The following is a 23,003-nucleotide window of genomic DNA, read 5'->3' as shown; positions in this document are numbered from 1 at the left end:
CAACCATGGTCGGCGCGACGGCGGCGCGGTAGCGGTTGCGGGCGATCAGCGTGGCATGCAGGTCACCGATCAGCGGGTCCAGGAAGGTGGACCGATACTCGGTGTCGCCGGCCGCGCGGGCGCTGATGTACATGAAGGTCAGCGCGCCCAGGAAAAGGCTCATGTGCACCAGCGAGTCCGGGACCGGCAGCGTGAAGCCCAACACCGTCGCGGTGCTCTTGTAGGTGTGGGTCCATTCGTTGAGCAGTTCCGGGCTCAGCACGATCAGGCCGAGAATCAAATAGATGGTGGCCGTGACCACCGCCACCACCAGGATCTGTGCCAGCTGGGACGCGGCCAGAACGAACACCACGTTGAGGCGTTCGCTCTTCCTCAACGGCGTGCTGTCCGGGGCGTCCGGCATGGTCGCGAACGGCGTGCCCGCGAGGTGCTCGGCATCTCCGGAGAAGGCCGCCGCCGACTTCAGCGTCGGTCGCACCCGCTCCACCGTGGCCGAGATGACGAACGCCGCCGCGATGGAGACCAGGAACGCCATCGCCAGCCCGAGCCGGTTCCCGCTGATCGGTGACCTGCATGCCACGCTGATCGCCCGCAACCGCTACCGCGCCGCCGTCGCGCCGACCGCGGGTGCTGTTGACGACACCGACGGTAGTGACTAACTTCACCGTGTGTCCGCCCCCGAGTCCGACCGTGCCGTCGGCAAACACGCGCTCGACCTGGCAGGAAAACGCTACGGCGAAGTGCTCCTGGTAACCGCCGGCGAAGCCGGCCCGCAGGCAACGGTTTACAACAGCTTCCCGCTAAACGACTGTCCCGCCGAGCTGTGGTCCGCGCTCGACCCGCACGCCATCGCCGCCGAAAACGGCGTGGCCGCAGCCCTGCTCAACGGTCCGCGGTACTGGCTGATGAACGCCATCGAAAAGGAAGCCCAGGGTCCTCAGATCACGAAGACTTTCGGCGGTATCGAGATGATTCAGCAGGCCACGGTGCTGCTCTCTTCGATGAATCCGGCGCCTTACATCCCGAACAAGGTCAACCGGCACACGGTCTTCGTCTTCAACGCCGGTGAACAGGTCTACGAGCTGATCGACCCCCAAGGGCAGCACTGGGTGATGCAGACCTTGAGCCAGGTCGCCGACCCCAACCTGTCGCAAGCGGACCTGCCGGGGCTCGCCGAGCGGCTCGACCTGCCGGCGGGGTGGAGCTACCAACCGCGGGTGCTCACCGACGAACTGCGCGTCGACACGCGGACCCGGGCGGCCCAGGTGCTGCAGGACAACCTGACCAACAGCTATTCGCTGGTGACCGACTGACGGCTGCCACGCACATCCCTCGCGGCGTGTCGTGCGCGCGGTTTTGAGTGTCGCGGCGCCGCGACCCGAACCCTGAGCAAGCGCGCCGCGACTCAAACCACGGCGTGTGCGTGGTCTGAGTCGCGGCGCGGCTTAGCGCCCTACAGGTACTGGCCCAGGTTGGATTCGGTGTCGATGGCCCGCGATGCGCTCGAGCTCTTGCCGGTGACCAGGGTGCGGATGTAGACGATCCGCTCGCCCTTCTTGCCCGAAATCCGCGCCCAGTCATCGGGGTTGGTGGTGTTGGGCAGGTCCTCGTTCTCGGCGAATTCGTCGACGATCGAGTCGAGCAGGTGCTGGATGCGCAGACCCGGTTGCCCGGTCTCCAGCACCGACTTGATCGCGTTCTTCTTCGCCCGGTCGACGACGTTCTGGATCATCGCCCCGGAGTTGAAATCCTTGAAGTACATGACTTCCTTGTCACCGTTGGCGTAGGTGACCTCCAGGAACCGGTTGTCGTCGATCTCGGCGTACATCCGCTCGACGACCTTTTCGATCATCGCGTGGATGCAGGCCGACCGGTCGCCCCCGAACTCGGCGAGGTCGTCGGCGTGCACCGGCAGGGTCTCAACCAGGTACTTCGAGAAGATGTCTTGCGCCGCTTCGGCATCCGGACGCTCGATCTTGATCTTCACGTCCAGACGGCCGGGCCGCAGGATCGCGGGGTCGATCATGTCCTCGCGGTTGGAGGCGCCGATCACGATGACGTTCTCCAGACCCTCGACGCCGTCGATCTCGCTCAGCAGCTGCGGGACGACGGTGGTCTCGACGTCCGACGAGACGCCGGTACCACGGGTGCGGAAGATCGAGTCCATCTCGTCGAAGAACACGATCACGGGCGTTCCCTCGGACGCCTTCTCCCGGGCCCGCTGGAAGATCAGCCGGATGTGGCGCTCGGTCTCGCCGACGAACTTGTTCAGCAGCTCGGGGCCCTTGATGTTGAGGAAGTAGGACTTCGCCTCGCGCGCATCGTCGCCACGGACCTCGGCCATCTTCTTGGCCAACGAATTCGCCACCGCCTTCGCGATCAGCGTCTTACCGCAACCGGGCGGGCCGTACAGCAGCACACCCTTGGGCGGGCGCAACGCGTACTCCCGGTACAGCTCCTTGTGCAGGAACGGCAGCTCCACGGCGTCGCGGATCTGCTCGATCTGGCGCGTCAGACCACCGATGTCGGAGTAGCTGACGTCGGGCACCTCTTCGAGCACCAGGTCTTCGACCTCGGCCTTGGGAATGCGCTCGAACGCGTAGCCGGCCTTGGTGTCCACCAGCAGCGAGTCGCCGGGCCGCAACTTGCGCGGCCTGGTGTCGTCGTTGAGGGCGTCGGGATGCCCTTCCGGCAGGTCCTCGGCCACCAGCGGCTCGGCGAGCCACACGATGCGTTCTTCGTCGGCATGACCGACAACCAACGCCCGGTGCCCGTCGGCCAGCAGTTCGCGCAACGTGGAGATCTCGCCGACCGATTCGTAGGTGCCGGCCTCGACGACCGTCAGCGCCTCGTTGAGGCGGACCGTCTGACCCTTCCGCAGCGACCCGACGTCGATGTTGGGCGAGCACGTCAGCCGCATCTTGCGGCCCGAGGTGAACACGTCGACTGTGTCGTCCTCGTGTGAGCCCAGCAACACGCCGTAGCCACTCGGCGGCTGCCCGAGCCGGTCGACTTCCTCACGCAACGCGAGTAGTTGCTGGCGCGCCTCTTTGAGCGTCTCCATCAACTTCGAGTTGCGGGCCGCAAGCGAGTCGATCCGGGCTTCGAGCTGATGCACATCACGCGCAGAGCGGGCGCCGCCTTGCGCCCCGGCTGCATGCTCGAGTTGCTCGCGCAGCAACGCTGCCTCGCGGCGTAATTCTTCCAATTCGGCAGCATCGCCGCTGGACATGCCTGACTCGCGGGGGGTACCGAATGATTCAGAACGCTCTGAGCCACCCATGTTGCGCTCCTTTCCCACACCGAATTGGCGCGGTGGATACTTCAAAGCTACCGGCGATTGACCAATGATGTGCGGAGTCAAATACCCACGAAAAGTTAAGATTTTCGTCTCGCTGGTAATCTCGGCCACTAATCTCGCTGATCGAAAGGGCCGCCGTGACCGCAAAAAGCCTCGCCACAGGCTTTACCGGCACCGCCGACGTCGGCGTGGCGACCGCGAGTGTGAGTTCAGTTGCACCCGTTGGCCCGACCGCGCGGCGGGCGCCCACTTCGGGAAGCGCCCCGACCCTCCGACCGGCCTGATCGACTGGATGCGCCGACACCTGTCCGCAGCAGTGAGCGCCGTCACCGTCTTGGCGGCGGTCGGGATTTCGGGATGTTCGTCGCATCAGCAACCCCGCATCGCCTCCTCCATGCCCGCGGCGGCCCCCGCCACGTCGAGCACGGTTGTCGTACCTCCGACTACCCCGCTGCCGACGCCTGAAGCCCTTACCGACATCTTGACCCGGCTCGCCGACCCGAACGTACCCGGTATCAACAAGGTGACTTTGGTCGAAGGCGCCACCCCCGAGAGCGCGGACACGTTGGACAAGTTCACCAACGCGTTGCGCGACAACGGCTACCTGCCGATGACCTTCGTCGCGCACGACATCGCCTGGTCCGACAAGACCCCCGGCAACGTGGTGGCCAACATCGACGTCAACACCGCACAGCGGCCCAACGCCAGCTTCCACTTCCCGATGGAATTCACGCCGTTCCAAGGCGGTTGGCAGTTATCTCGGCGAACCGCCGAAATGCTGTTGGCACTGGGCAAGTCACCCGCGACACCGCCGCCCAACCCGGCACCGCCTCCCGAGCCTGCCCCTGCGCCCGCACCTGCGCCGCAACCCGCCCCGGCTCCCGCGCCGCCGCCCGAGCCCGGCCCGACGCCGAGCCCACCCGGTTGACCCGCGGCATGTGGATCGGCTGGCTCGAGTTCGACGTGCTGCTCGGCGATGTCCGGTCGCTCAAACAGAAGCGGTCGGTGATCCGCCCCGTCGTCGCCGAGCTGCAACGCAAGTTCAGCGTGTCGGCGGCCGAGACGGGTTCGCACGAGCTGTATCGGCGCGCCGGCATCGGCGTGGCCACGGTGTCCGGCGACCGAAGCCATGCCGTCGACGTCCTCGATGCGGCCGAACGGCTGGTGGCCGGGCACCCCGAGTTCGAGCTGCTGTCGGTGCGACGGGGCCTGCAGCGCAGCGACGATTGAGGCCCCGGTCAGCCGTCGCGGCCCTCGCGTTTGCGCCCCAACGGCGCCGGCGCGACGACGCCGGGCGCGAGCCGTCGCGTGAAGACCAGGAACGCGGTATGCCCGCGCATGGAGTGCTGCGGCCGAACGGCCAGACCGACGACGTTCCAGCCGCGTTGCAGCGTCTCCCACGACCGGGGTTCGGTCCAGCACTGCTGGGCACGCAGGGCCTCGACGACCCGCGACAGCTGGGTCACGGTGGCGACGTAGACCATCAGCACGCCGCCGGGGATCAGCAGCCGGGCGACTGCGTCGAGCACCTCCCACGGCGCGAGCATGTCGAGCACGGCGCGGTCGAACGAGCCGTCGGGCCAATCCGAGTCGGCGACGTCGCTGACGATCAGCTCCCAGTTGTCGGGCGGCCGGCCGTAGAACACCGAGACGTTGCGGCGGGCGTGCTCGGCGTGGTCGGCGCGCTGCTCGTAGGAGACCACCCGCCCGTCGGGTCCGACCGCACGCAGCAGCGAGCAGGTCAGCGCCCCCGATCCGGCCCCGGCCTCCAGCACGCGCGCGCCCGGGAAGATGTCGCCTTCGTGCACGATCTGCGCGGCGTCCTTGGGATAGATGACCTGCGGGCCGCGGGGCATCGACATGATGTAGTCGACCAGCAGCGGGCGCAGCACCAGGAAGGGCGCACCGTTGCTGGACTTGACCACAGTGCCCTGCTCCTGCCCGATCAACGCGTCGTGTGCGATCGAGCCGCGATGGGTATGGAACTCCGCGCCGGGGGTGAGCGCCATCGTGTAGTGCCGGCCTTTGGCGTCGGTGAGTTGGACGCGTTCCCCGACGGTGAACGGGCCGGTTGCGGACACGCCGTCTAGCGTGCCAGCCGACTCGCCGCGGGCGGTGCTCGGGGTTGTCGGCACCCGGTTCTACGCTGCGGACATGACCGACCAGCCGCAGGCACTCGCGCGGCCGGCTGCAAGACCGGCGTCGAAACCGGCGCTGTCCCCGTCGAGGGCGGCGGACTTCAAGCAGTGTCCGTTGCTCTACCGGTTCCGGGCGATCGATCGGTTGCCCGAGGCGCCGTCGGCCGCACAACTGCGCGGCTCGGTGGTGCACGCGGCGCTGCAGCAGCTGTACGGGCTGCCCGCCGCGCAGCGCGGCCCCGACACCGCGCTGGCGCTGGTCGAGCCGGCCTGGGAACAGGTGATCGCCGCGACGCCCGACCTGGCCGGCGACTTCGATACCGAGCAGCGCGGCCAGCTGATCGCCGAGGCTCGGGCGCTGCTCTTCGGTTACTACCGCCTCGAGGACCCGACGCGCTTCGATCCGCAGTGCTGCGAGGAGCGCGTGGAGGTCGAGCTCGCCGACGGCACGCTGCTGCGCGGATTCATCGACCGGATCGACCTCGCCGCCACCGGGGAGACCCGGGTGGTCGATTACAAGACCGGCAAGGCCCCGCCGGCGGCGCGGGCCCTGGCCGAGTTCAAGGCGATGTTCCAGATGAAGTTCTACGCGGTGGCCCTGCTGCGCACGCGCGGCGTACCACCCACTCGGCTGCGGCTCATCTACCTCGCGGACGGGCAGGTGTTGGATTATTCGCCCGACCACGACGAGTTGCTGCGCTTCGAGAAGACCCTGATGGCGATGTGGCGTGCCATCCAATCCGCAGGCCGGACCGGCGATTTCCGTCCCAGCCAGTCGCGGTTGTGTGACTGGTGCCCCCACCAGCAGTACTGCCCGTTGTTCGGCGGAACCCCGCCAACCTACCCCGGATGGCCGGATATCGCACTGTCACAAGGCGTTTCGCAGCCGACCGAACCGGCGGCGTGATCTCAGCCCGTCCGTAGGTGTGACGAGCGTCATTGCGGCCTGAGCGTCCGGACGCAATAGTTCATCGGCGAGTGCGGTAGGCTGTTGTCAACGTTGGCGCCAAATGGCTTGCCAGCACGTCGTGATCGATTCGTTATTTCCTCTCAGATCCCCGCGGGGCGCCGAGTCCGAGATGACTAGGTGCGCTCCGCACAGCCTCGAGTCGCGGCGATCGACGTTGCCATACGGGCAATCTCGCTACCACCGACGCTTTAGGGACAGTGAAACATGCTTGAAGACAAAACATTTGCGCACCTCGGGGTGAGCCCACCGCTGGTTGACGCGCTCGCCAAGGGCGGCGCCCACCGGCCGTTCCCAATCCAGATCGAGACCCTGCCGGACACGCTTGCCGGCCGTGATGTGTTGGGCCGCGGCAAGACCGGTAGCGGCAAGACGCTCGCCTTCTCGATCCCGCTGGTGAGCCGACTCGATGCGGGTAACCGCCGACCGGGCAAGCCGACCGGGCTGGTGTTGGCGCCCACCCGCGAACTCGCGACGCAGATCGCCGCGACCATCGCGCCGCTCGCCGCGGTTCGGGGTCTGCGCGTGACCACCGTCTTCGGCGGGGTGCCGCAGCACCGGCAGGCCGCGGCGCTGAAATCCGGCGTCGACATCGTCGTCGCCTGCCCGGGCCGGCTGGACGACCTGATGAAGCAGGGCATCGTCACGCTGAGCGCCGTACAGGTGACCGTGATCGACGAGGCCGACCACATGGCCGATCTGGGCTTCCTGCCCACGGTCACCCGCATCTTGGCGGCCACGCCGGCGGCCGGGCAGCGGATGCTGTTCTCGGCCACTCTCGATGCCGCGGTCGACACCCTGGTGAAGCGATTCCTCAGCGACCCCGTGACGCGATCGGTCGCCGAACCGGCATCCGTGACTCCCGCGATGACACATCATCTCTTCTGTGTCGACGGACCCCAGGCCAAGAAGGACCTGGTGCACCGGTTGGCCTCGGGCGAATCCCGGCGAATCCTGTTCATGCGGACCAAGCATCAGGCCCGGAAGCTGGCCCGCCAACTCACGCAGTCCGGCATCCCGTCGGTCGAGTTGCACGGCAACCTTTCCCAGAACGTGCGCGACCGAAACCTGGCGGCGTTCGCGGCCGGTCACGCGAGAGTGCTTGTGGCAACGGACATCGCCGCGCGTGGCGTGCACGTCGACAACATCGAGCTGGTCGTCCATGTCGACCCGCCGCCGGAGCACAAGGCCTACCTGCACCGGTCCGGCCGCACGGCCCGCGCCGGCGCTTCCGGCGACGTGGTCACCATCGTGTTGCCCGACCAACGCCGGGACGCCGAATCGATGATGCGCAAGGCTGCCATTCGCGCCGTGCCCCAGCAGGTAACCGCGGCCTCCCCCGTCATCCACGCCCTGGCCGGCCAGCCGGCGCCACGCGAGGTCGTCGCGCCGGCCCCGGTGGCGACTCGTGCGCCCCGGGCGAGCGCGGCGCGCAACAGGCGACGCCGCTCGCGTCGCCCCGCCCCGGCGTCGCGGTAGGGACTGCCACGAGCCAATGGTGGCGACCCGCCGCGCCCGGCCAACGCCGCGCTCGCGATCGCCACGAGTCGATGGTGGCGACCCGCCGCGCCCGGCCAACGCCGCGCTCGCGATCGCCACTAGCCAATGGTGGCGACCCGCCGCGCCCGGCCAACGCCGCGCTCGCGATCGCCACCAGCCAATGGTGGCGACCCGCCGCGCCCGGCCAACGCCGCGCTCGCGATCGCCACTACTGCAGCGGCGTCATCTCCTGCAGCATCGTGGGAATGAGCTCGCTGACGGTGGGATGGATGTGCATGGTGCGAGCCAGCGTCGTGTAGGGCGCTTTGGCCGACATGACGTCCAGGATCTCGTGAACGGCCTCGTCGCCGCCGACGCCGAAGATGGCCGCTCCCAGTATCTCCCGGGTGTCGGCATCCACGACGACTTTCATAAACCCTTGCGTCTCACCCTTTTCCACCGCCCGGCCGACCCGCGTCATCGGACGCTTGCCTACCAGCGCCTTGCGTCCCGACGCACGTACCTGGTCAACGGTCATCCCGGCACGCCCCAGCGGCGGGTCGATGTAGAGCGCGTAGGTGGTGATGCGGTCGCTGACCCGGCGCGGGTCGTCGTCGAGCAGGTTGGCGGCGACGATCTCGAAATCGTTGTAAGAGGTGTGGGTGAAGGCGCCTTTGCCGTTGCAGTCTCCCATCGCCCAGATGTGGTCGACGTTCGTCTTGAGCTGGTCGTCGACGACGATGTAGCCGCGGGCGTCGGTCTGCACACCGGCCGCCTCGAGGCCCAGGTCGTCGGTGTTGGGCCGTCGGCCCACGGCCAGCAGCAGGTGACTGCCGGCGACCGGGGCGGCGCCGGCGCTCGGGGTCAGTTCAAAGCCATTGTCCTTCTTGGTGATTCGCACGTCATCCGCACCGACGATGACCTCGATGTCCTCGCCCTCCAGGATGTCGCGGACGGTGGCGGACACGTCCTCGTCCTCGCGGGATGCCAGCCGGGAACCCCGCTCGACGACGGTCACCCGGGCGCCGAAGCGCCGGTACATCTGGGCGAACTCCAGCGCGATGTAGCTACCGCCGAGAATGACGAGATGGCTTGGCAGCGTGTCGAGTTCGAGGATCGAGACGTTGGTCAAGAACTCGATGTCGGAGAGCCCGGGGATTTCCGGCACCACCGCGCGACCGCCGACGTTGAGGAAGATCCGGTCGGCGTGCAGCACGTCTTGCCCGTCTCGGGAGTCGACACGCAACGTGTGCGGGTCCTCGAACCTTGCGTGCCCACGAAAGACGGTGCAACCGTCCATTCCCACCAACCAGTCCTCGACGCCCTTTCGGTCGCCCAGCATGATTTCGTCCTTGCGTGCCTTGACTTTCGCCATGTCCACGCTGACCGGTCCGGTCGCCACTCCGAAATCCGCACCGCGGCGCGCGAGGTGAGCGGCGTACGCGCTGGCAACCAGGGTCTTGGTCGGGATGCATCCGGTGTTCACGCATGTGCCGCCGATCAGTTTGCGCTCCACCAGCGCAACCCGTTGCCCGGCCCCAGTCAGCCGCCCGGCCAACGGGGGCCCGGCCTGCCCGGCGCCGACGATGATCGCGTCGAAATGCTGTGTCACTTAACGGCCGTCAGGATGTATTCCGTCAGCACGTGACCCGTCACCGCGGCGATGGCGAACCCGCCCAAGATCGCGACTGCATCCTCGAGCAGCGCGATGGGCAGGTCCCGGCCGGCCACGGTGGCCAGCCGCTTGCGCGCCTGATAGCCGCCGAGTGTGCCGAGCACCGCGCCGATGACGCCGGCCCCGAGCGCGGTGAAGGTCCAGTGCGGCCAGGCGCCGAGCGCAGCCCCCGCCAATCCGCCCATGACGATCCTGGCGGCGAAGATCGGCGGCGCCGTGCGGGCCGGCGTCTTGGGCAGCTTGTCGTTGACCAGTTCGCCGACCGCGAGAACGGTGAAGACGATGACCGTGATGATGTTGGCCATCCACGACGCCCACGTGCCATGCAGGTCGAGCCAGCCAAGATAGGCCGCCCAGGCGACCACGGCGGGGGCCGTCAGCGAACGCAGCCCGGCGATGACGCCAATCAGTAAAGCCAGCAGCAGAATAAGCGCGTGTGTCACGAAGACCCTCCTGGGGATCGAACAGCCGGCAGTGGTGAGGGATGACGGCCCATGAGGGTGACACGGGCAAACAGCCCTAGGCGGACGCTAACACAGCCGCGGTCGCGCCACCCAGTTGGTCAGAACCGGCAGAACCTGATGTCGGAAGCCAGAATGGCTTTGGCGCCGATGGCGGCCAGCTCGTCCATGATCTCGTTCACGCCACGGCGGGGCACGAGCGCGCGGATCGCGACCCAGTCCGGATCGGCGAGCGGCGCGATGGTCGGCGACTCCAAACCCGGCGTGATCGCCGTGGCCTTTTCCAGGACGGAACGCGGGCAGTCATAGTCGAGCATCAGGTATTGCTGCCCGAAAACCACACCCTGGATCCGCGCCACCAGCTGATCGCGCGCCGCTCGCGTGCCGCCCTGGCCGTCCGGGTCGGCGCCCTCGATCAGCACCGCCTCCGAATCGCACAGCGGATCGCCGAAGGCCACCAGGTCGTGCAGGCTCAGCGTGCGCCCGGAGCCGACTACGTCGGCGATGGCGTCGGCCACGCCGAGCTGCACCGAAATCTCCACCGCCCCGTCGAGTCGGATGACGGTCGCTTCAATGCCGCGTTCCGCCAGATCTTTTCGCACCAGATGGGGGTACGCGGTCGCGATCCGCTTACCGGCCAGGTCCGCCGTCGTCCACTCACGCCCGGCCGGGCCGGCGTAGCGAAAACTCGACGACCCGAAACCCAAGGCCAGCCTCTCGCGCACCGGCGCGTCCGAGTCGCGGACCAGATCGCGTCCGGTGATGCCGAAATCGAGCTGCCCCGAACCCACATAGATCGCAATGTCTTTGGGCCGCAGGAAGAAGAACTCGACCTGGTTGACCGGGTCGATGACGGTGAGGTCCTTGGAGTCGGTGCGACGACGGTAGCCCGCCTCCGCGAGAATCTCGCTGGCCGGCTCGCTCAGCGTGCCCTTGTTGGGAACCGCGACCCGCAACATCGTCAGAGCTTCCGGTAGACGTCGTCGAGCGACAGGCCACGCGCGATCATCAACACCTGCGTCCAGTAGAGCAACTGGCTGATCTCCTCGGCCAGCGCCTCGTCGGGTTCGTGTTCGGCGGCGAGCCATACCTCGCCGGCCTCTTCGAGGATCTTCTTGCCCAACCCGTGGATGCCACCGTCCAGGGCGGCAACCGTCGCGCTGCCGGCCGGCCGGCTACGGGCGCGCTCGCCCAACTCGGCGAACAGATCCTCAAACGTCTTCACGGCCAGCGATTGTTTCACGCGGCGGCGAGCAAAGTCACGGCGGTTTCCGCCGGTGACGTTTTGCGCCGCCGGTCAGTCGAACCCGGCGAGCGTCATGCGCAGCGCCTCTTCGAGCTGAACGTGAAACTCCGGGCCGTCGGGGGGCTGGGTGAGCCAGCGGTCGATGACGAATTTGGCCGTGGCCAAGCTGGTGTGCACCAACAGCGCGGGCCGGACGTCTGCCGCCGCGTCGACGCCCATGCGGGACGCCACTTGCTCGACGAATTCGCGGTGTTCGATCTCGGTGACCAGCACCGATTGGCTCAGCAACCGCGGGGCGGTGGCGACGGCCTGGCGCCAAGTGTCCAGCGTCTGGACTTCGATGACCTCTTGGGCGCGCGCGACGAACAGCCGAATCAACGCCTCGACCGGTGACTCGTCCGGTGGTCTCGCGCTGTAGGACTCGACGATCTCGGCGCTGGCCTCCCGGACGGGACCGACGAGCAGGCTCTCCTTGGTGGGTGCGTACCGGAAATAGGTGCTGATCGATACGCCGGCCGCCGAGGCGATCTCCTCGGTCGTCACGGCGTCGAAGCCGCGTTCGGCGAAAAGCCGCTGGGCGGTCTGCTGGATCTGCGAAACTAGCTCAGCACGACGCCGGTCCCGCAACGAGCCGGTGTTTGCTGAGGGCATGCCTTCACCTTCGTCAATCCGACATTGGAACCCCGCGGCGCTGTCCAGCGACGAACTCAGATGAGTGACTCTACACTATTGAAAGTCGCTATCAAGTAGGCTAACGTGATGCGGCACACACCGATGAGCTGCAGAGTCTTGGGCGCCTGTTGACATTATTTTAATAAGAATTGGCTTCGACGGCGTCGGAAGTCGTCTGCTCGGCACTCAGGAATTCAGGGGTGGGGAGAGGGCCGATGGAAGCGGTAGCTGATAGTCGATGACGGTTGCCATAAGTTTGCTGTGCGGGCTTTGGGTCACGCCGCTATGACGACGCAACTCGATGGTGTCGTCGCGATCCGGAACTGGTCGGTCGGGTACGTCAAGCGCCACCCGGTCGCGTCGCTGACCACGGTGGGCGAACAGTTCGTCTTGGGCGTGCGCACGGCACAGTATTTCTTCTTCGACCTGATGACCGGGCGATTTCAGTGGCAGGAGTTCGTCCGCCAGGGCGCATTCATGGCAGGCACCGCGGTGTTGCCGACCATCCTGGTGTCACTGCCGATCAGCGTCACGCTGTCCATCCAGTTCGCACTGCTGGCCGGCCAGGTTGGGGCCACGTCGCTGGCCGGGGCCGCCAGCGGCCTGGCGGTCATCCGGCAGGGAGCATCGCTGGTGGCCGCGGTGCTGATGGCGTCGGCGGTCGGGTCGGCCATCACCGCCGATCTGGGCTCGCGAACGATGCGCGAAGAGAACGACGCGATGGAGGTGATGGGCGTCTCGGTGATCCGTCGTCTGGTGGTCCCCCGGTTGGCCGCCGCGGTGATGATCGGCGTGGCCCTCACCGGAGTCGTGTGCTTCGCCGGATTCTTCGCGAGCTACATGTTCAACGTGTACTTCCAGAACGGGGCGCCGGGCAGCTTCGTGTCGACGTTCGCCTCCTTCGCGACGACCGACGACATGATCCTGGCGCTGGTCAAGGCGGTCGTGTTCGGCGCCATCGTGGCCATCGTGTCGAGCCAGAAAGGCTTGTCCACCAAGGGCGGACCTACGGGCGTCGCAAACTCGGTGAACGCGGCGGTCGTCGAGGCCATCCTGCTACTGATGATTGTCAACGTCGCCATCAGCCAGCTCTACATCATGTTGTCCCCCAGGACGGGGCTGTGACATGACGGCGTCCGCTTATCAACCGTTGGCACCGATTTCGGTCCCGCTCGTCCGGCTCTACCGACGGGGCAAAGTGCCGATCATTCGGCTCGGGCACCTGCTGGTCTTCTTCGTCCGCGCGCTCGTCGCGGTCCCGCTTGCCCTGCGCCAGTACCGGGGCGAGTTCCTGCGGTTGCTGTCGAACATCACCTGGGGCAACGGCTCGATCGTGGTGGGCGGCGGCACCGCCGGCGTGGCCGTCGTGCTCGGCATGACGGTCGGGGCGCTCGTGGGAATCGAGGGCTACAACTTCCTGGACCTGCTCGGCCTGGGGCCCGCCACCGGTTTCGTCTCGTCGTTGGTCAACACCCGCGAGCTGGCCCCGCTGATGGCATCGCTGGCCTTCGCCATGCAGGGCGGCTGCCGCTTCACCGCCCAACTGGGCTCCATGCGCATCGCCGAAGAGATCGATGCCATGGAATCGATTGCGATCCGGCCGATTCCGTACCTCGTCACCACCCGGCTGATCGCCTCGGTGGTGGCGATCGTCCCGCTGTACGCCGCATGCCTGGCGATCGGCTACCTGAGCACCCAAGTGGTGGTGGGACTGGGCAGCGGTGGCTCGACCGGTTCCTACCTGCATTACTTCACGTTGATGCTGGCGGGGCAGGACATCGTCTATTCCCTGATCAAGGCCGTCATCTTCGTCTGGATCGCCTCCACGATCCAGTGCTACTACGGGTACTACGCCGGCGGCGGACCGGAGGGCGTCGGGGTCGCCGCGGGCCACGGCATGCGGGCCAGCATCACCGTCGTGATCATCGTGAACATGCTGCTCACCATGGCGCTTTGGGGCGTCGACTCCGGCGCACGGTTCGGCGGGTAGGTCGGGGGAACATGCCGAACTCCTTTGAGCTGGACGGGCGCGGCCCGTCCGACCGGCAGCTGTTCGGCATCGGCATCGCGGTCGTGGTGGTCAGCGCGCTGCTCACCACCGCGATGTTGGTCAAATCCACTGGCAGACTCAACGATTACGTCCGCGTGGTCGCCGATCTGGTGAACGTGGGCGATGGCTTGCCGCAGAGGTCGGACGTCAAATACCACGGTGTGCTGGTCGGCATGGTCGACGGCGTCGTGCCCGCGGCGCACGGCAACCCCAACTACGTCCACATCGACCTCAAGGAAGAATTCGCCGGCTCGATCCCGGCCAACGTGACCGCGCGCGTGGTGCCCAGCAATGTCTTCGCCGTGTCGTCGGTTCAGTTGGTGGGCTCCCCGAACCGGGAGCGCCCAGCGGCAACGATCCGCGACGGGGCGCATATTCCGGAGGACAAGCGGCTTCCGACGGTGTTGTTCCAGACGACCGTGACGAAGTTGCGCGACCTGCTCGCCGCGGCGGGCCGCGACCGGGACGACCGGTCGGTGGGGATCCTGGCCGCGCTGGGCGCCGCCACCGATCACCGCCGCGTCAGCCTCCTGAACGCCGGCGCGCAATTGAATCGCCTTCTCGACCAGCTCAATTCGATTGTCAGCACCGACGCCGGCCCCTCGACGGTGTCTGCGTTGCTGGATGCGACTCGGGGGCTGGCGCAGACCGCCCCCGATTTGCTCGACGCGCTGCACCAGGCCGTCGAGCCGATGCGGACCTTCGCCGAGACGCGCGGTCAGCTGGCCGCGTTGCTGTCGGGCGCCGACTACACGGTCGGCACCACGCGCCAGTCGTTGGGCAACCATATCGACCAACTCATAGGGATCACAACCGATTTCACGCCCGTGCTCGGTGTGCTGGCGCAGAAGTCCAATAACTTTGTGCCCGCGGTCGCCAAGCTGGACAACCTGGCCAACCAGTTCATGGAGCAGGTCTGGAACCCGGTCACCAACCTCGGCAACATGCGCGCGATGCTGACGTTCACCCCCAGTTCCACCTACACCCGCGCCGACTGCCCCCATTACGGCGAGCTTAAGGGACCCAGCTGTTTCACCGCACCGCTGATACCGGTGCGGCCCGACCTTCCCGACGTCCTGCTGCCGCAGAACTATCAACCGCCCAAGGATCTGGCCCCGCCCCCGGGCACGGTGATCGGCCCGGACGGAAATCTCGTCGCCGTGGGTCCGCCGCTGATCAACCCGAACCCCAACCTGTCCGATCCCAATCCCCCACTGCCCGCGGGGATCACGCCGTCACCGCCAGTGCCCGGGAGTGCGAACCCCGACAACCCGTCGCCGGGGGCGCCCGCCACGCCGCAGCCCCACGAACCGTGGGTCGCACCGGTGGCGCCAAAGGCACCGTGGATCCCGCAGGCGTCGTTCGGCGGGAACGTGGGACCCGTTGGGAGCCAGTACGAACGGAACATGTTGGGCGTGATCACCGGCGAGCCTGCGACCGCCGCCACCGAGCTGCTGCTGGGCCCGGTCGCCCGCGGCACGACGGTGTCCATCACCCATCCGCCGGCTCATCCGCCCGGGGAGGCCAAATGAGGTTTCGAGGCCCGCTCGTCGCGTTGACCCTGTTCATGGTCGTCTCGCTGACCTTGACGTGGCTGGTGTACGTCAGCCTGCGCCGTGACGTGGCCGGCAACACCGCCACGTATTCGGCGGTCTTCAGCGACGTCTACGGGTTGCGCGAAGGCGACGACGTCCGGATGGCCGGCGTCCGCGTCGGCCGGGTCGAAAAGATCGAGCTCGAGGGAAATCTCGCGAAGGTCTCGTTCGTGGTGCAGCAGGAACAACGGCTGTTCGGAAACACCCTCGCGTCGGTCACCTATCAGAACATCGTCGGCCAGCGTTACCTCGGGCTGTCCCTGGGCAGGGACGGCAGCCCGCAGCCGCTCCCACCGGGTAGCACGATTCCCCTGGAACGCACCGAACCCTCCTTCGACGTCACCACGCTGCTGAACGGCTACGAACCGTTGTTCAGCCTGCTGAACCCCCACGACGCCGACAACCTCACCAAGGGCATCATCGCCTCGCTGCAAGGCGACACGTCGTCGCTGACCACGCTGGTCGGCCAGACCTCAACGCTCACAGAGACATTCGCGGGCCGGGACCAGGCCCTCGGCAGCGTGATCACCAATCTCAACAAGGTGATGGCCAACCTGGCCCAGCAGAACGACAACCTCGACGGGGTGATCACCCAGACCCGCGGCGTCGTGGGCGAGCTCGACGTCCGGCGCCCCGACCTGGTGGCCTCGGTCGGTTCGTTGGCCCGGGTGACCGACCGGCTGTCGACCGCGGCGACGGACGTGTACCCGGCGCTGCGCGAGTTCATCGACCGCCAGCCCGGTGCCACCAAACACATCATGGAGGTCGAACCGCAGGTGGCGTTCTTCGGCGACAACATTCCGCTGCTGCTCAAGGGGCTCGCCCGGGTCGGCAACCAGGGCGCCTACGGCAACGCCTACGTGTGCGACGTGAACTTCATGGGGTTCTTCCCCGGCCTCAACGACGTGGTGCCGATCATCGTCAACGCCGCGACCCCGGGCAACAAGGCGTGGCACAGCCCCAGATGCAGGAGCACGGCGGATGGCTGACGCGTCGGTGTGGCGGCGGATGAGGAAACGACCGCTGGAAAGCTACAACAAAACCCTGCTCGGGTTCATCGCCGTCGCGGTGGTCGCGGTGATCATCGGGGTGATGCTGCTCGTGCACGCGCTCGGCGCCGGATATCGGCACTACACCGCCGAGTTCCTGCAAGCCGCCTCGCTGCGGGCCGGCAACCCGATCGTGGTCGCAGGCATCCCGGTGGGCAACGTCACCAGCATGAAACTCGTCGGCGACCACGTCGAGGCGGGGCTGAAGATTCGGGACAACATCGCGCTCGGCAAGGATTCCCGGGCGCAGATCAAGGTCACCACCATCCTGGGTTCGCGGTACCTCTCGCTGGAACCCGCCGGCGCGGCGCACCTGCCCAACAACACCTTCGACCTGGCACACACCGAGGTGCCCTACGACCTGCAAGCCGCGCTGCAGGACGCCACCACCACTTTCGAACAGGTCGACTCCGACCGGTTCGCGCAGTCGCTCGCAGTGCTCGGCAAGCAGCTCGAAGGACTGCCTGCGGTTGTGCCGCAAGCGATTTCGAACATCCACACGCTCTCGTCGATCATCGCGCTGCGACGTGACCAGCTGGGCCAGCTGCTGCGCAGCACCGAACAGGTGACCAACACGCTGCGGCGTCAGCAGGCCGACATCGGCACCCTGGTCAACCAGGGCCAAGACCTGCTGGGCCAGTTCGTCGCGCGGCGAGCCGTTTTCCACGCGATGATGCAATCCCTGTCGAGCCTCGTCGACACCATGAGCCAGGTCGTGGTCAACGACCGGCCGGCCCTGGACGCGCTGATCAAGGACATGCGCGACTTCACCAACCTGATGTCCGGGCACGACGACCTGCTGCACAGCATGCTGCAAACCAGCCCGATCTTCTTCCGCGAGGCGGCCAACCTCACGGGTGACGGAAACGCGATCAACTTCAACGCCCCCAACGTCCCGCTGATCGACTCGTGGATGTGCGCAATCAGCGGCCGCGCCAAGCAGTTCGGCATGATCCAGTACTTCAAGGATTGCAAGTGAAATCGCTCGCGTCGAAATCGGTGGCCGTCATCGCGGCCCTCGCGGTGATCGCCGCGGCCGCCGGCATCGGTTGGTGGTGTCTGGGGTCCGACGAGGACGCGATTACCGTGACCGCCCAGTTCGACAGCGCCTCAGGCCTCTACGAGGGCAACGAGGTGGCTGTGCTGGGCATGCCGGTCGGCAAGATCACCAAGATCACCGCCAAGGGCGGCTACGTCGAAGTCGAATTCACCGTCGACCGCCACGTCAAGGTTCCCGCCACCGCGCAGGCCGTCACGGTGTCAACCTCCATCCTCACCGACCGCCAGATCGAACTCACACCGCCCTATCACGGCGGACCGACGCTGGAGAACCACGACACCATCGGGTTGCCGCGCACCAAGACGCCCGTCGAATTCAGCAGCGTCCTCAACGTTTTGGACAAAGTGACCAAGTCGCTCGAGGGCGACGGCCGCGGCGGCGGGCCGGTCGCCGACGTGCTCAACGGCGGCACCCAGGTCGTCAACGGCAACGGGGAAAGGATCAAGGCGGCGCTCGGCGAGCTGTCCAAGGCGCTGCGATTGTCCAGCGACGGTGGCGCGGCGACCCGCGAGCAGATCACCACGATCGTGAAGAACATCAGCTCCCTGTTCGACGCGGTGGCCGCCAACGACACCAAGTTGCGGGAATTCGCCTCCACCATCCACCAAGTCAGCCAGATCATGGCCGACGAGGACCTCGGCAGCGGCACCACGGGACGCAAACTCGACGAACTGATCCAACGGGCCGGCGACCTGCTCGACGCCAACCGCGACAACATCAAGCAGACCGCCCGAAACGGCAACGCCACGCTGCAGACGGTGACCGACCAGCGACGCGACCTGGCCGAACTCCTGGACCTGGCTCCGTTGGTGGCCGACAACGCCTACAACATGATCGACCGGGCCAACGGCAGCGTCCGGGCGCGGTTTCTGACGGATCGGTTGCTCTTCGACAGCCAGTACACCAAAGAGATCTGCAACCTGATGGGCCTTCGGCAACTGGGCTGCAGCACCGGGACGATACAGGACTTCGGCCCCGATTTCGGGTTGACCTATGTGCTGGACGGCATGGCCGCCATGGGGCAGAAATGATGACCGCGGTCCCCCGGGGCATGCTGGCGGCGGCGGCCGCGGCGCTGGTGACCGCCGGATGCGCCACGAACGGCCTTGCCAGCCTGCCCCTTCCGGCCCCGGGCCTGGGCTCGGGCGGTTACTCGCTGAACGCCGTGTTCTCCAACGCGCTCAACCTGCCGATGAACGCCAAGGTGAAACTCGCCGGCGCCGACGTGGGGCAGCTCGAGTCGATGGTCGCGCGCAACTACACCGCGGTCACCCGGTTGCGCATCAGGGACGGCGTGCAACTGCCGCGGGGCAGCACCGCCGAATTGCGAACCGCGACACCGCTGGGCGACGTGTTCGTCGCCCTGAAGCCGCCGGCGGCCGGTGATCCGGAGGCGCCACTGTTGAAGGACGGCGACACCATCGGCCTGGACTCGACGGCGGCCGCCGCGACGGTCGAGTCGGTGTTGAGTTCGGCGGCGATCCTGGTGAACGGCGGGGCGGTGCGCAATTTCACCAACATCATCAACGGTTTCGGCAAGGCGACCGGTGACCAGGGCCAGGCGTTCGGGGACATGATCCGCAAGTCCAACGAGCTGCTCGGGACGCTGGACTCGCGTTCCGGCCAGATCTCGACCGCGTTGACCCAATTGTCGCACCTGGCCGACGAACTCGACGCCAAGAACCAAACCATCAGCGAGCTGATGGCGGCCGCCGGTCCCGCCACTTCGGCGCTGGCCGACAACACCGCCCAGCTCTCCGACGTCGCGATCCAGGTGGGCGACACCTCCCGGCTGCTGGCCCGGTTCCCGTCGATCGGCGGGACCGACACCAGCGGCCGCAGCATCATCCGCGACCTGAACACGGTCGCCGGGGCTGCCAATGACGTTGCGATGAGCCCGGATACCAGCTGGCTGGCGCTCAACCGGCTGATTCCGCCGTTGGTCAAGTCGACCGCGGGCAACTCGATTTCGGTGAACGTGGGCGTGGACAAGATCATGCTCGGATCGCTTCCCGATATCGGGTTCCCCGGTGACATCGGACTGCACGGGCCGCACCACTACAACGTGAACCTGCTCGTCGGCACCCTGAAGTACACCCTGTGGCGTCTGCAAGAACGGGTGGTCGGCCGCGGGCCGAATTCGCCACAGGTTCCGGTGGTTCCGGACCCGAACATCCCCGGCCAAATCGACGTCGCCCCCGGACCCCCGCCAGCACCATCGCCGCCAGCACCACCACCGCCGGGACCGCGACCATGATCCGCACCGTCGACAACGTCGCGAACGCCATCGTCCGGGCGGTGCGTACCGGTCACCGGCAACAGGTCTGGCTGTCGGTGGCCGGATTGGCGCTCATTCTGGTCGTCGCCACCGCCTACCTGCTCATCGGAGCGTTGCGGGTGGAACCTTTCGCATCGACCTACCGCGTCACCGTGCAGTTGCCGGAATCCGGCGGCTTGCTGCCCAACCAGGATGTCGCGCTGCGGGGGGTGCGCGTCGGCCGGGTCGAGTCGCTGCGGATCACCGATAACGGCGTGAACGCCATCGCCAGCATCACGTCGAACGTTCGGATACCGGCGAACAGCGTGGTGCACGTGTCGGCGCTGTCGCCGGCCGGCGAGCAGTACATCAACTTCGAGGCCACCTCGGACGCCGGGCCGTACCTGCACGACGGCAGCCTCATCACCTCCGACCGCGCCACCGTTCCGGTCAGCTTGGCGCAGCTGCTCGGCGACGCCGACGGGCTGCTGGCCCAGGTCGACCCCCACAAGGTCGAGTTGATCAAGAAGGAACTCAGCCTGAGCAAGGAGGGCCCGGCGAAGCTGACCGCCATCGTCGACGGCGGCACGTTTCTGCTCTCCACGCTCGATTCGGTGCTGCCCCAAACCACCAGCATCATCAAGACCAGCCGGGTGGTGCTCACCCTGGCGAGCGACAAGAACGCCGGACTGGGCGCTGCCGCAACGGAACTCGACCGAACGCTGACGGGCGTGGCCAGGATGCAGGCCGGCTATCGCCGCTTGACCGGGCAAACCCCGCGCACGCTTTCCGCGGTCGACAACCTGTTCGCCGACAATTCCGACACGATGGTGCAGCTGCTGGGCAGCATGGCGACCATGTCGCAGCTGCTCTATCTACGGGTTCCGGCGCTCAACGCGCTGTTCCCCGACTACCGTGGGTCCGTGTTGGACGCGGTGGCGAGCGCATTTCACGATCACGGGGTCTGGGCGACGGCCGACCTCTACCCGCGCTATGTGTGCGACTACGGGACGCCGTCGCACGCCTCCTCCGCCGCCGACTACTACGAGCCGTTCATGTACACCTACTGCCGCGACGACGACCCCGCGGTCTCGATCCGGGGAGCCAAGAACGCCCCGCGGCCGGGCGGCGACGACACCGCCGGTCCCCCGCCGGGTGCCGACCTGGGCCGTCGAACCGATCCGATCCCGCAGGGTCGCTACACCATTCCCACCCCCTACGGCGGCCCGGCTCTGCCGATCGAACCGCCGCACTGAGCCGTCAACCCATATCTCGAGGAGCTGATCGTGATCGTGACCACCAAGAAGAACCCGAAGGCCGAGGTGCGCGCCGAGGTGGAGCCGGACGACGAAACACCCCCAGTCGCAACCGAAGACGCCGAGGCGGTCCGCGTCGACGACGAACAGCTCGACGAAGACCGGCCGGACGAAGAAGACGGCGTGCTGCTCAAAGGCAAGCGGCGCGAGCCCGATCGCCGCGGGCGCCCCTGGAAGCACTACCTGCGTCGCGGCGCGTTGCCGGCGCTACTCGTTGCCTCACTTGCCGTTTCGGGTTTCCTCGGCTGGCGGCAGTGGCAGGAGCACCAGGTGAAGCTGGCCGGCGAACAGGCCCAGCAGGCCGCCATCGCCTACGCCCAGGTGCTGACGAGCATTGATTCGAACAAGGTCGACGATAACTTCAGGCAGGTTCTTGACGGCGCGACGGGCGAGTTCAAGGACATGTACACCCAGTCCAGCGTGAAACTGCGGCAGCTGCTGATCGACAACAAGGCGACCGCGCACGGCGTGGTGGTGGACTCGGCGATCCAGTCCGAGTCGACGAACAGGGTTGTGGTGCTGGTCTTCATCGACCAGACCGTCACCAACACGGCCGCGCCCGACCCGCGCATCGACCGCAGCCGGATCAAGATGACCATGGAGAAGGTCGACGGTCGCTGGCGGGCCGGCAAGGTGCAGCTGCTGTGATCCGCCGGATGCTCGCGGCGACGGTGTTGACCGCCGCCGCAACGGTTCCCACCACCGCCGTCACCCACGCGTCGGCACCCTCATTCTGCGGGGAGCTGGGCGGTGACTGGGACGGCCAGTACTGCCATACCTCGGTCACGTCGGAACGCAAAGCCGTGCGGGACATCAAGGTCGCCGTGCCCGACGACCTGGTCGACAACCCGACCACGGGCCCGGTGATCCGCGACTACCTGCACACCCTGGTCAACAACTGGAAGACCGCCAACTCGCAGATGGCCGCCGACAGCTATGGCGAGGAGAACTTCGAGGTATTCCGGCATCAAAACCTGCTCAGCGCGGTGTTCCACGAGGACTACCACGCCGACGGGCCGAAGTTCAACAACGCCTACCGGACCTTCACCTTCGACATGGCGAGCGGCCGGCGAGTGCAGCTGGCGGACCTGACGACGTCGAACCCGCTGACCGCCATTCCCCCGCTGGCCCAACCGTTCATCGAAACAGCGCTGGATCAGGCGCCGCCGCCGCACGACCCGGGCAGCTACCCGTTCGTGATCGACCGCTGGACGCCGGACAAGGTCTACTCCGGGGCCTACAAGGCGTGGGCGGTGACGCCCGACGAGTTGATCCTGTACATGCCCGACTATCCGGTGGGGCACGATGAGCCGATCAACTTCACCCCCGGCGTCATGCAGTGGTACATGGACGGCGGGACGGTGCAGGCGCATATCCCGCTGGCGGCCTTGAGTTCCGTGCTGCGCATCTAGCACCGGCGCCTTTGGCGTTGTCTCAGTTGGCCTTCCGACGGCGCAGCTCGATCGATATCACGTTGTCCGCGTGCTCGCTGAGCGTCTCCCGACCGTCGTGCTCGGTGGACGCGCGGTTACGGCGAGCCGAGAAACCGACGCTTGTCGCCAGATCGCCATAGTCCCAAGCTAAGTCGCCAACTTCGCGTTTCGTGCGGTCGAGCGCGGTGCACAGGACTCCCACAATGCGCCGGACATGCAAGACCGTGACACTGACGGCCTCCACGGCGATGTCGGCAATGCGATTCAACTCTCGCTCGAGCATGAACATCCCTTCCCCTGAATG

24 protein-coding genes and 1 pseudogene are annotated in these 23,003 nt (G+C 66.9%); 16 read left to right on the top strand and 9 right to left on the bottom strand.

Going from position 1 to position 23,003, the window contains the following annotated elements:
* Nucleotides 1-562: pseudogene (locus A5704_RS00475) on the bottom strand (hypothetical protein); the annotation flags it as partial.
* On the opposite strand from A5704_RS00475, the gene A5704_RS28100 reads away from it, so the two are divergent.
* Both A5704_RS28100 and A5704_RS00470 read left to right on the top strand, forming a co-directional pair.
* On the top strand, nucleotides 498-659 hold the full coding sequence (locus tag A5704_RS28100; protein ID WP_197508423.1) for a hypothetical protein: 162 nt from the start codon (nucleotides 498-500) through the stop codon (nucleotides 657-659). The pseudogene A5704_RS00475 and the gene A5704_RS28100 sit on opposite strands and share 65 nt — an antisense overlap.
* A gap of 9 nt (nucleotides 660-668) precedes the next feature.
* Nucleotides 669-1,313 (top strand): hypothetical protein, encoded by a 645-nt coding sequence (locus tag A5704_RS00470; protein WP_067753819.1) that lies wholly within the window; start codon nucleotides 669-671, stop codon nucleotides 1,311-1,313.
* A gap of 140 nt (nucleotides 1,314-1,453) precedes the next feature.
* Here the strand turns inward: A5704_RS00470 and arc are convergent, their stop codons facing one another.
* On the bottom strand, nucleotides 1,454-3,283 hold the full coding sequence (gene arc, locus A5704_RS00465) for a proteasome ATPase (protein ID WP_067783741.1): 1,830 nt from the start codon (nucleotides 3,281-3,283) through the stop codon (nucleotides 1,454-1,456).
* A gap of 310 nt (nucleotides 3,284-3,593) precedes the next feature.
* On the opposite strand from arc, the gene A5704_RS00460 reads away from it, so the two are divergent.
* Together A5704_RS00460 and A5704_RS00455 are read left to right on the top strand one after the other, a co-directional pair.
* The gene (locus A5704_RS00460; protein ID WP_067783726.1) at nucleotides 3,594-4,229 is read left to right on the top strand and encodes a hypothetical protein; all 636 of its coding nucleotides are present in this window, start codon (nucleotides 3,594-3,596) and stop codon (nucleotides 4,227-4,229) included.
* An 8-nt stretch (nucleotides 4,230-4,237) separates the two neighbouring features.
* Complete coding sequence (locus tag A5704_RS00455; protein WP_067783723.1) at nucleotides 4,238-4,531, top strand: DUF503 domain-containing protein; 294 nt, start codon at nucleotides 4,238-4,240, stop codon at nucleotides 4,529-4,531.
* Between the two features lie 8 nt (nucleotides 4,532-4,539).
* On the opposite strand, the gene trmI is transcribed toward A5704_RS00455, so the two are convergent.
* Nucleotides 4,540-5,382 (bottom strand): tRNA (adenine(58)-N(1))-methyltransferase TrmI, encoded by an 843-nt coding sequence (gene trmI, locus A5704_RS00450; protein WP_067753845.1) that lies wholly within the window; start codon nucleotides 5,380-5,382, stop codon nucleotides 4,540-4,542.
* 73 nt (nucleotides 5,383-5,455) lie between these two features.
* Between trmI and A5704_RS00445 the strand changes: the two genes are divergently transcribed.
* Together A5704_RS00445 and A5704_RS00440 are read left to right on the top strand one after the other, a co-directional pair.
* Nucleotides 5,456-6,346 (top strand): RecB family exonuclease, encoded by an 891-nt coding sequence (locus A5704_RS00445; RefSeq protein WP_067886818.1) that lies wholly within the window; start codon nucleotides 5,456-5,458, stop codon nucleotides 6,344-6,346.
* Between the two features lie 267 nt (nucleotides 6,347-6,613).
* Nucleotides 6,614-7,885: a DEAD/DEAH box helicase gene (locus A5704_RS00440; protein WP_067753848.1), complete on the top strand. Its 1,272-nt coding sequence runs from the start codon at nucleotides 6,614-6,616 to the stop codon at nucleotides 7,883-7,885.
* Nucleotides 7,886-8,114: 229 nt separating this feature from the next.
* Here the strand turns inward: A5704_RS00440 and A5704_RS00435 are convergent, their stop codons facing one another.
* From A5704_RS00435 to A5704_RS00415, 5 genes are all read right to left on the bottom strand, one after another.
* A complete protein-coding gene (locus A5704_RS00435; protein WP_067886804.1) occupies nucleotides 8,115-9,497 on the bottom strand; it encodes an FAD-containing oxidoreductase in 1,383 nt (460 codons plus the stop codon).
* Nucleotides 9,494-10,003: a DUF4126 domain-containing protein gene (locus tag A5704_RS00430; protein ID WP_067886801.1), complete on the bottom strand. Its 510-nt coding sequence runs from the start codon at nucleotides 10,001-10,003 to the stop codon at nucleotides 9,494-9,496. The genes A5704_RS00435 and A5704_RS00430 overlap by 4 nt, the downstream gene beginning before the upstream one ends.
* A 119-nt stretch (nucleotides 10,004-10,122) precedes the next feature.
* Complete coding sequence (gene hisG / locus A5704_RS00425; protein ID WP_067886799.1) at nucleotides 10,123-10,980, bottom strand: ATP phosphoribosyltransferase; 858 nt, start codon at nucleotides 10,978-10,980, stop codon at nucleotides 10,123-10,125.
* A 2-nt stretch (nucleotides 10,981-10,982) separates the two neighbouring features.
* Entirely contained in the window at nucleotides 10,983-11,264 is a 282-nt protein-coding gene (locus A5704_RS00420) for a phosphoribosyl-ATP diphosphatase (RefSeq protein WP_067783712.1), read from the bottom strand.
* A gap of 54 nt (nucleotides 11,265-11,318) precedes the next feature.
* The gene (locus A5704_RS00415; protein ID WP_067753863.1) at nucleotides 11,319-11,918 is read right to left on the bottom strand and encodes a TetR family transcriptional regulator; all 600 of its coding nucleotides are present in this window, start codon (nucleotides 11,916-11,918) and stop codon (nucleotides 11,319-11,321) included.
* Nucleotides 11,919-12,224: 306 nt separating this feature from the next.
* On the opposite strand from A5704_RS00415, the gene A5704_RS00410 reads away from it, so the two are divergent.
* Genes A5704_RS00410 through A5704_RS00365 form a run of 10 tightly spaced genes read left to right on the top strand, consistent with a single transcriptional unit; the run spans nucleotide 12,225 to nucleotide 22,678 of the window.
* Entirely contained in the window at nucleotides 12,225-13,064 is an 840-nt protein-coding gene (locus tag A5704_RS00410; RefSeq protein WP_067886796.1) for an ABC transporter permease, read from the top strand.
* 1 nt (nucleotide 13,065) lies between these two features.
* Nucleotides 13,066-13,929, top strand: coding sequence for an ABC transporter permease (locus tag A5704_RS00405; protein ID WP_067753869.1), 864 nt, complete (start codon nucleotides 13,066-13,068; stop codon nucleotides 13,927-13,929).
* Between the two features lie 11 nt (nucleotides 13,930-13,940).
* Nucleotides 13,941-15,521, top strand: coding sequence for an MlaD family protein (locus tag A5704_RS00400; RefSeq protein ID WP_067753872.1), 1,581 nt, complete (start codon nucleotides 13,941-13,943; stop codon nucleotides 15,519-15,521).
* Nucleotides 15,518-16,573, top strand: coding sequence for an MlaD family protein (locus tag A5704_RS00395; RefSeq protein WP_067783706.1), 1,056 nt, complete (start codon nucleotides 15,518-15,520; stop codon nucleotides 16,571-16,573). The genes A5704_RS00400 and A5704_RS00395 overlap by 4 nt, the downstream gene beginning before the upstream one ends.
* Nucleotides 16,566-17,612: an MCE family protein gene (locus tag A5704_RS00390; protein WP_067783703.1), complete on the top strand. Its 1,047-nt coding sequence runs from the start codon at nucleotides 16,566-16,568 to the stop codon at nucleotides 17,610-17,612. Before A5704_RS00395 ends, A5704_RS00390 begins: the two co-directional genes overlap by 8 nt.
* Nucleotides 17,609-18,724: an MCE family protein gene (locus A5704_RS00385; RefSeq protein ID WP_067783700.1), complete on the top strand. Its 1,116-nt coding sequence runs from the start codon at nucleotides 17,609-17,611 to the stop codon at nucleotides 18,722-18,724. Before A5704_RS00390 ends, A5704_RS00385 begins: the two co-directional genes overlap by 4 nt.
* Complete coding sequence (locus A5704_RS00380) at nucleotides 18,724-19,950, top strand: MlaD family protein (protein WP_156675629.1); 1,227 nt, start codon at nucleotides 18,724-18,726, stop codon at nucleotides 19,948-19,950. The genes A5704_RS00385 and A5704_RS00380 overlap by 1 nt, the downstream gene beginning before the upstream one ends.
* A complete protein-coding gene (locus A5704_RS00375; protein WP_067783694.1) occupies nucleotides 19,947-21,206 on the top strand; it encodes an MlaD family protein in 1,260 nt (419 codons plus the stop codon). Before A5704_RS00380 ends, A5704_RS00375 begins: the two co-directional genes overlap by 4 nt.
* 24 nt (nucleotides 21,207-21,230) lie before the next feature.
* Nucleotides 21,231-21,914 carry a hypothetical protein gene (locus A5704_RS00370; RefSeq protein ID WP_067886794.1) on the top strand — a complete coding sequence of 228 codons (684 nt, stop codon included), beginning with the start codon at nucleotides 21,231-21,233 and terminating at the stop codon, nucleotides 21,912-21,914.
* On the top strand, nucleotides 21,911-22,678 hold the full coding sequence (locus tag A5704_RS00365) for a mannan-binding family protein (protein WP_082950449.1): 768 nt from the start codon (nucleotides 21,911-21,913) through the stop codon (nucleotides 22,676-22,678). Before A5704_RS00370 ends, A5704_RS00365 begins: the two co-directional genes overlap by 4 nt.
* A gap of 22 nt (nucleotides 22,679-22,700) precedes the next feature.
* Here A5704_RS00365 and A5704_RS00360 read toward each other — a convergent pair whose 3' ends face one another.
* A complete protein-coding gene (locus A5704_RS00360) occupies nucleotides 22,701-22,988 on the bottom strand; it encodes a hypothetical protein (protein WP_067783687.1) in 288 nt (95 codons plus the stop codon).
* Between the last annotated feature and the right edge of the window lie 15 nt (nucleotides 22,989-23,003).

Source organism: Mycobacterium sp. E735, assembly GCF_001666955.1.
Classification (GTDB): domain Bacteria; phylum Actinomycetota; class Actinomycetes; order Mycobacteriales; family Mycobacteriaceae; genus Mycobacterium.
Note: the sequence above shows the minus strand (reverse complement) of the source record. Positions and strands in the feature narration are given on the sequence as shown.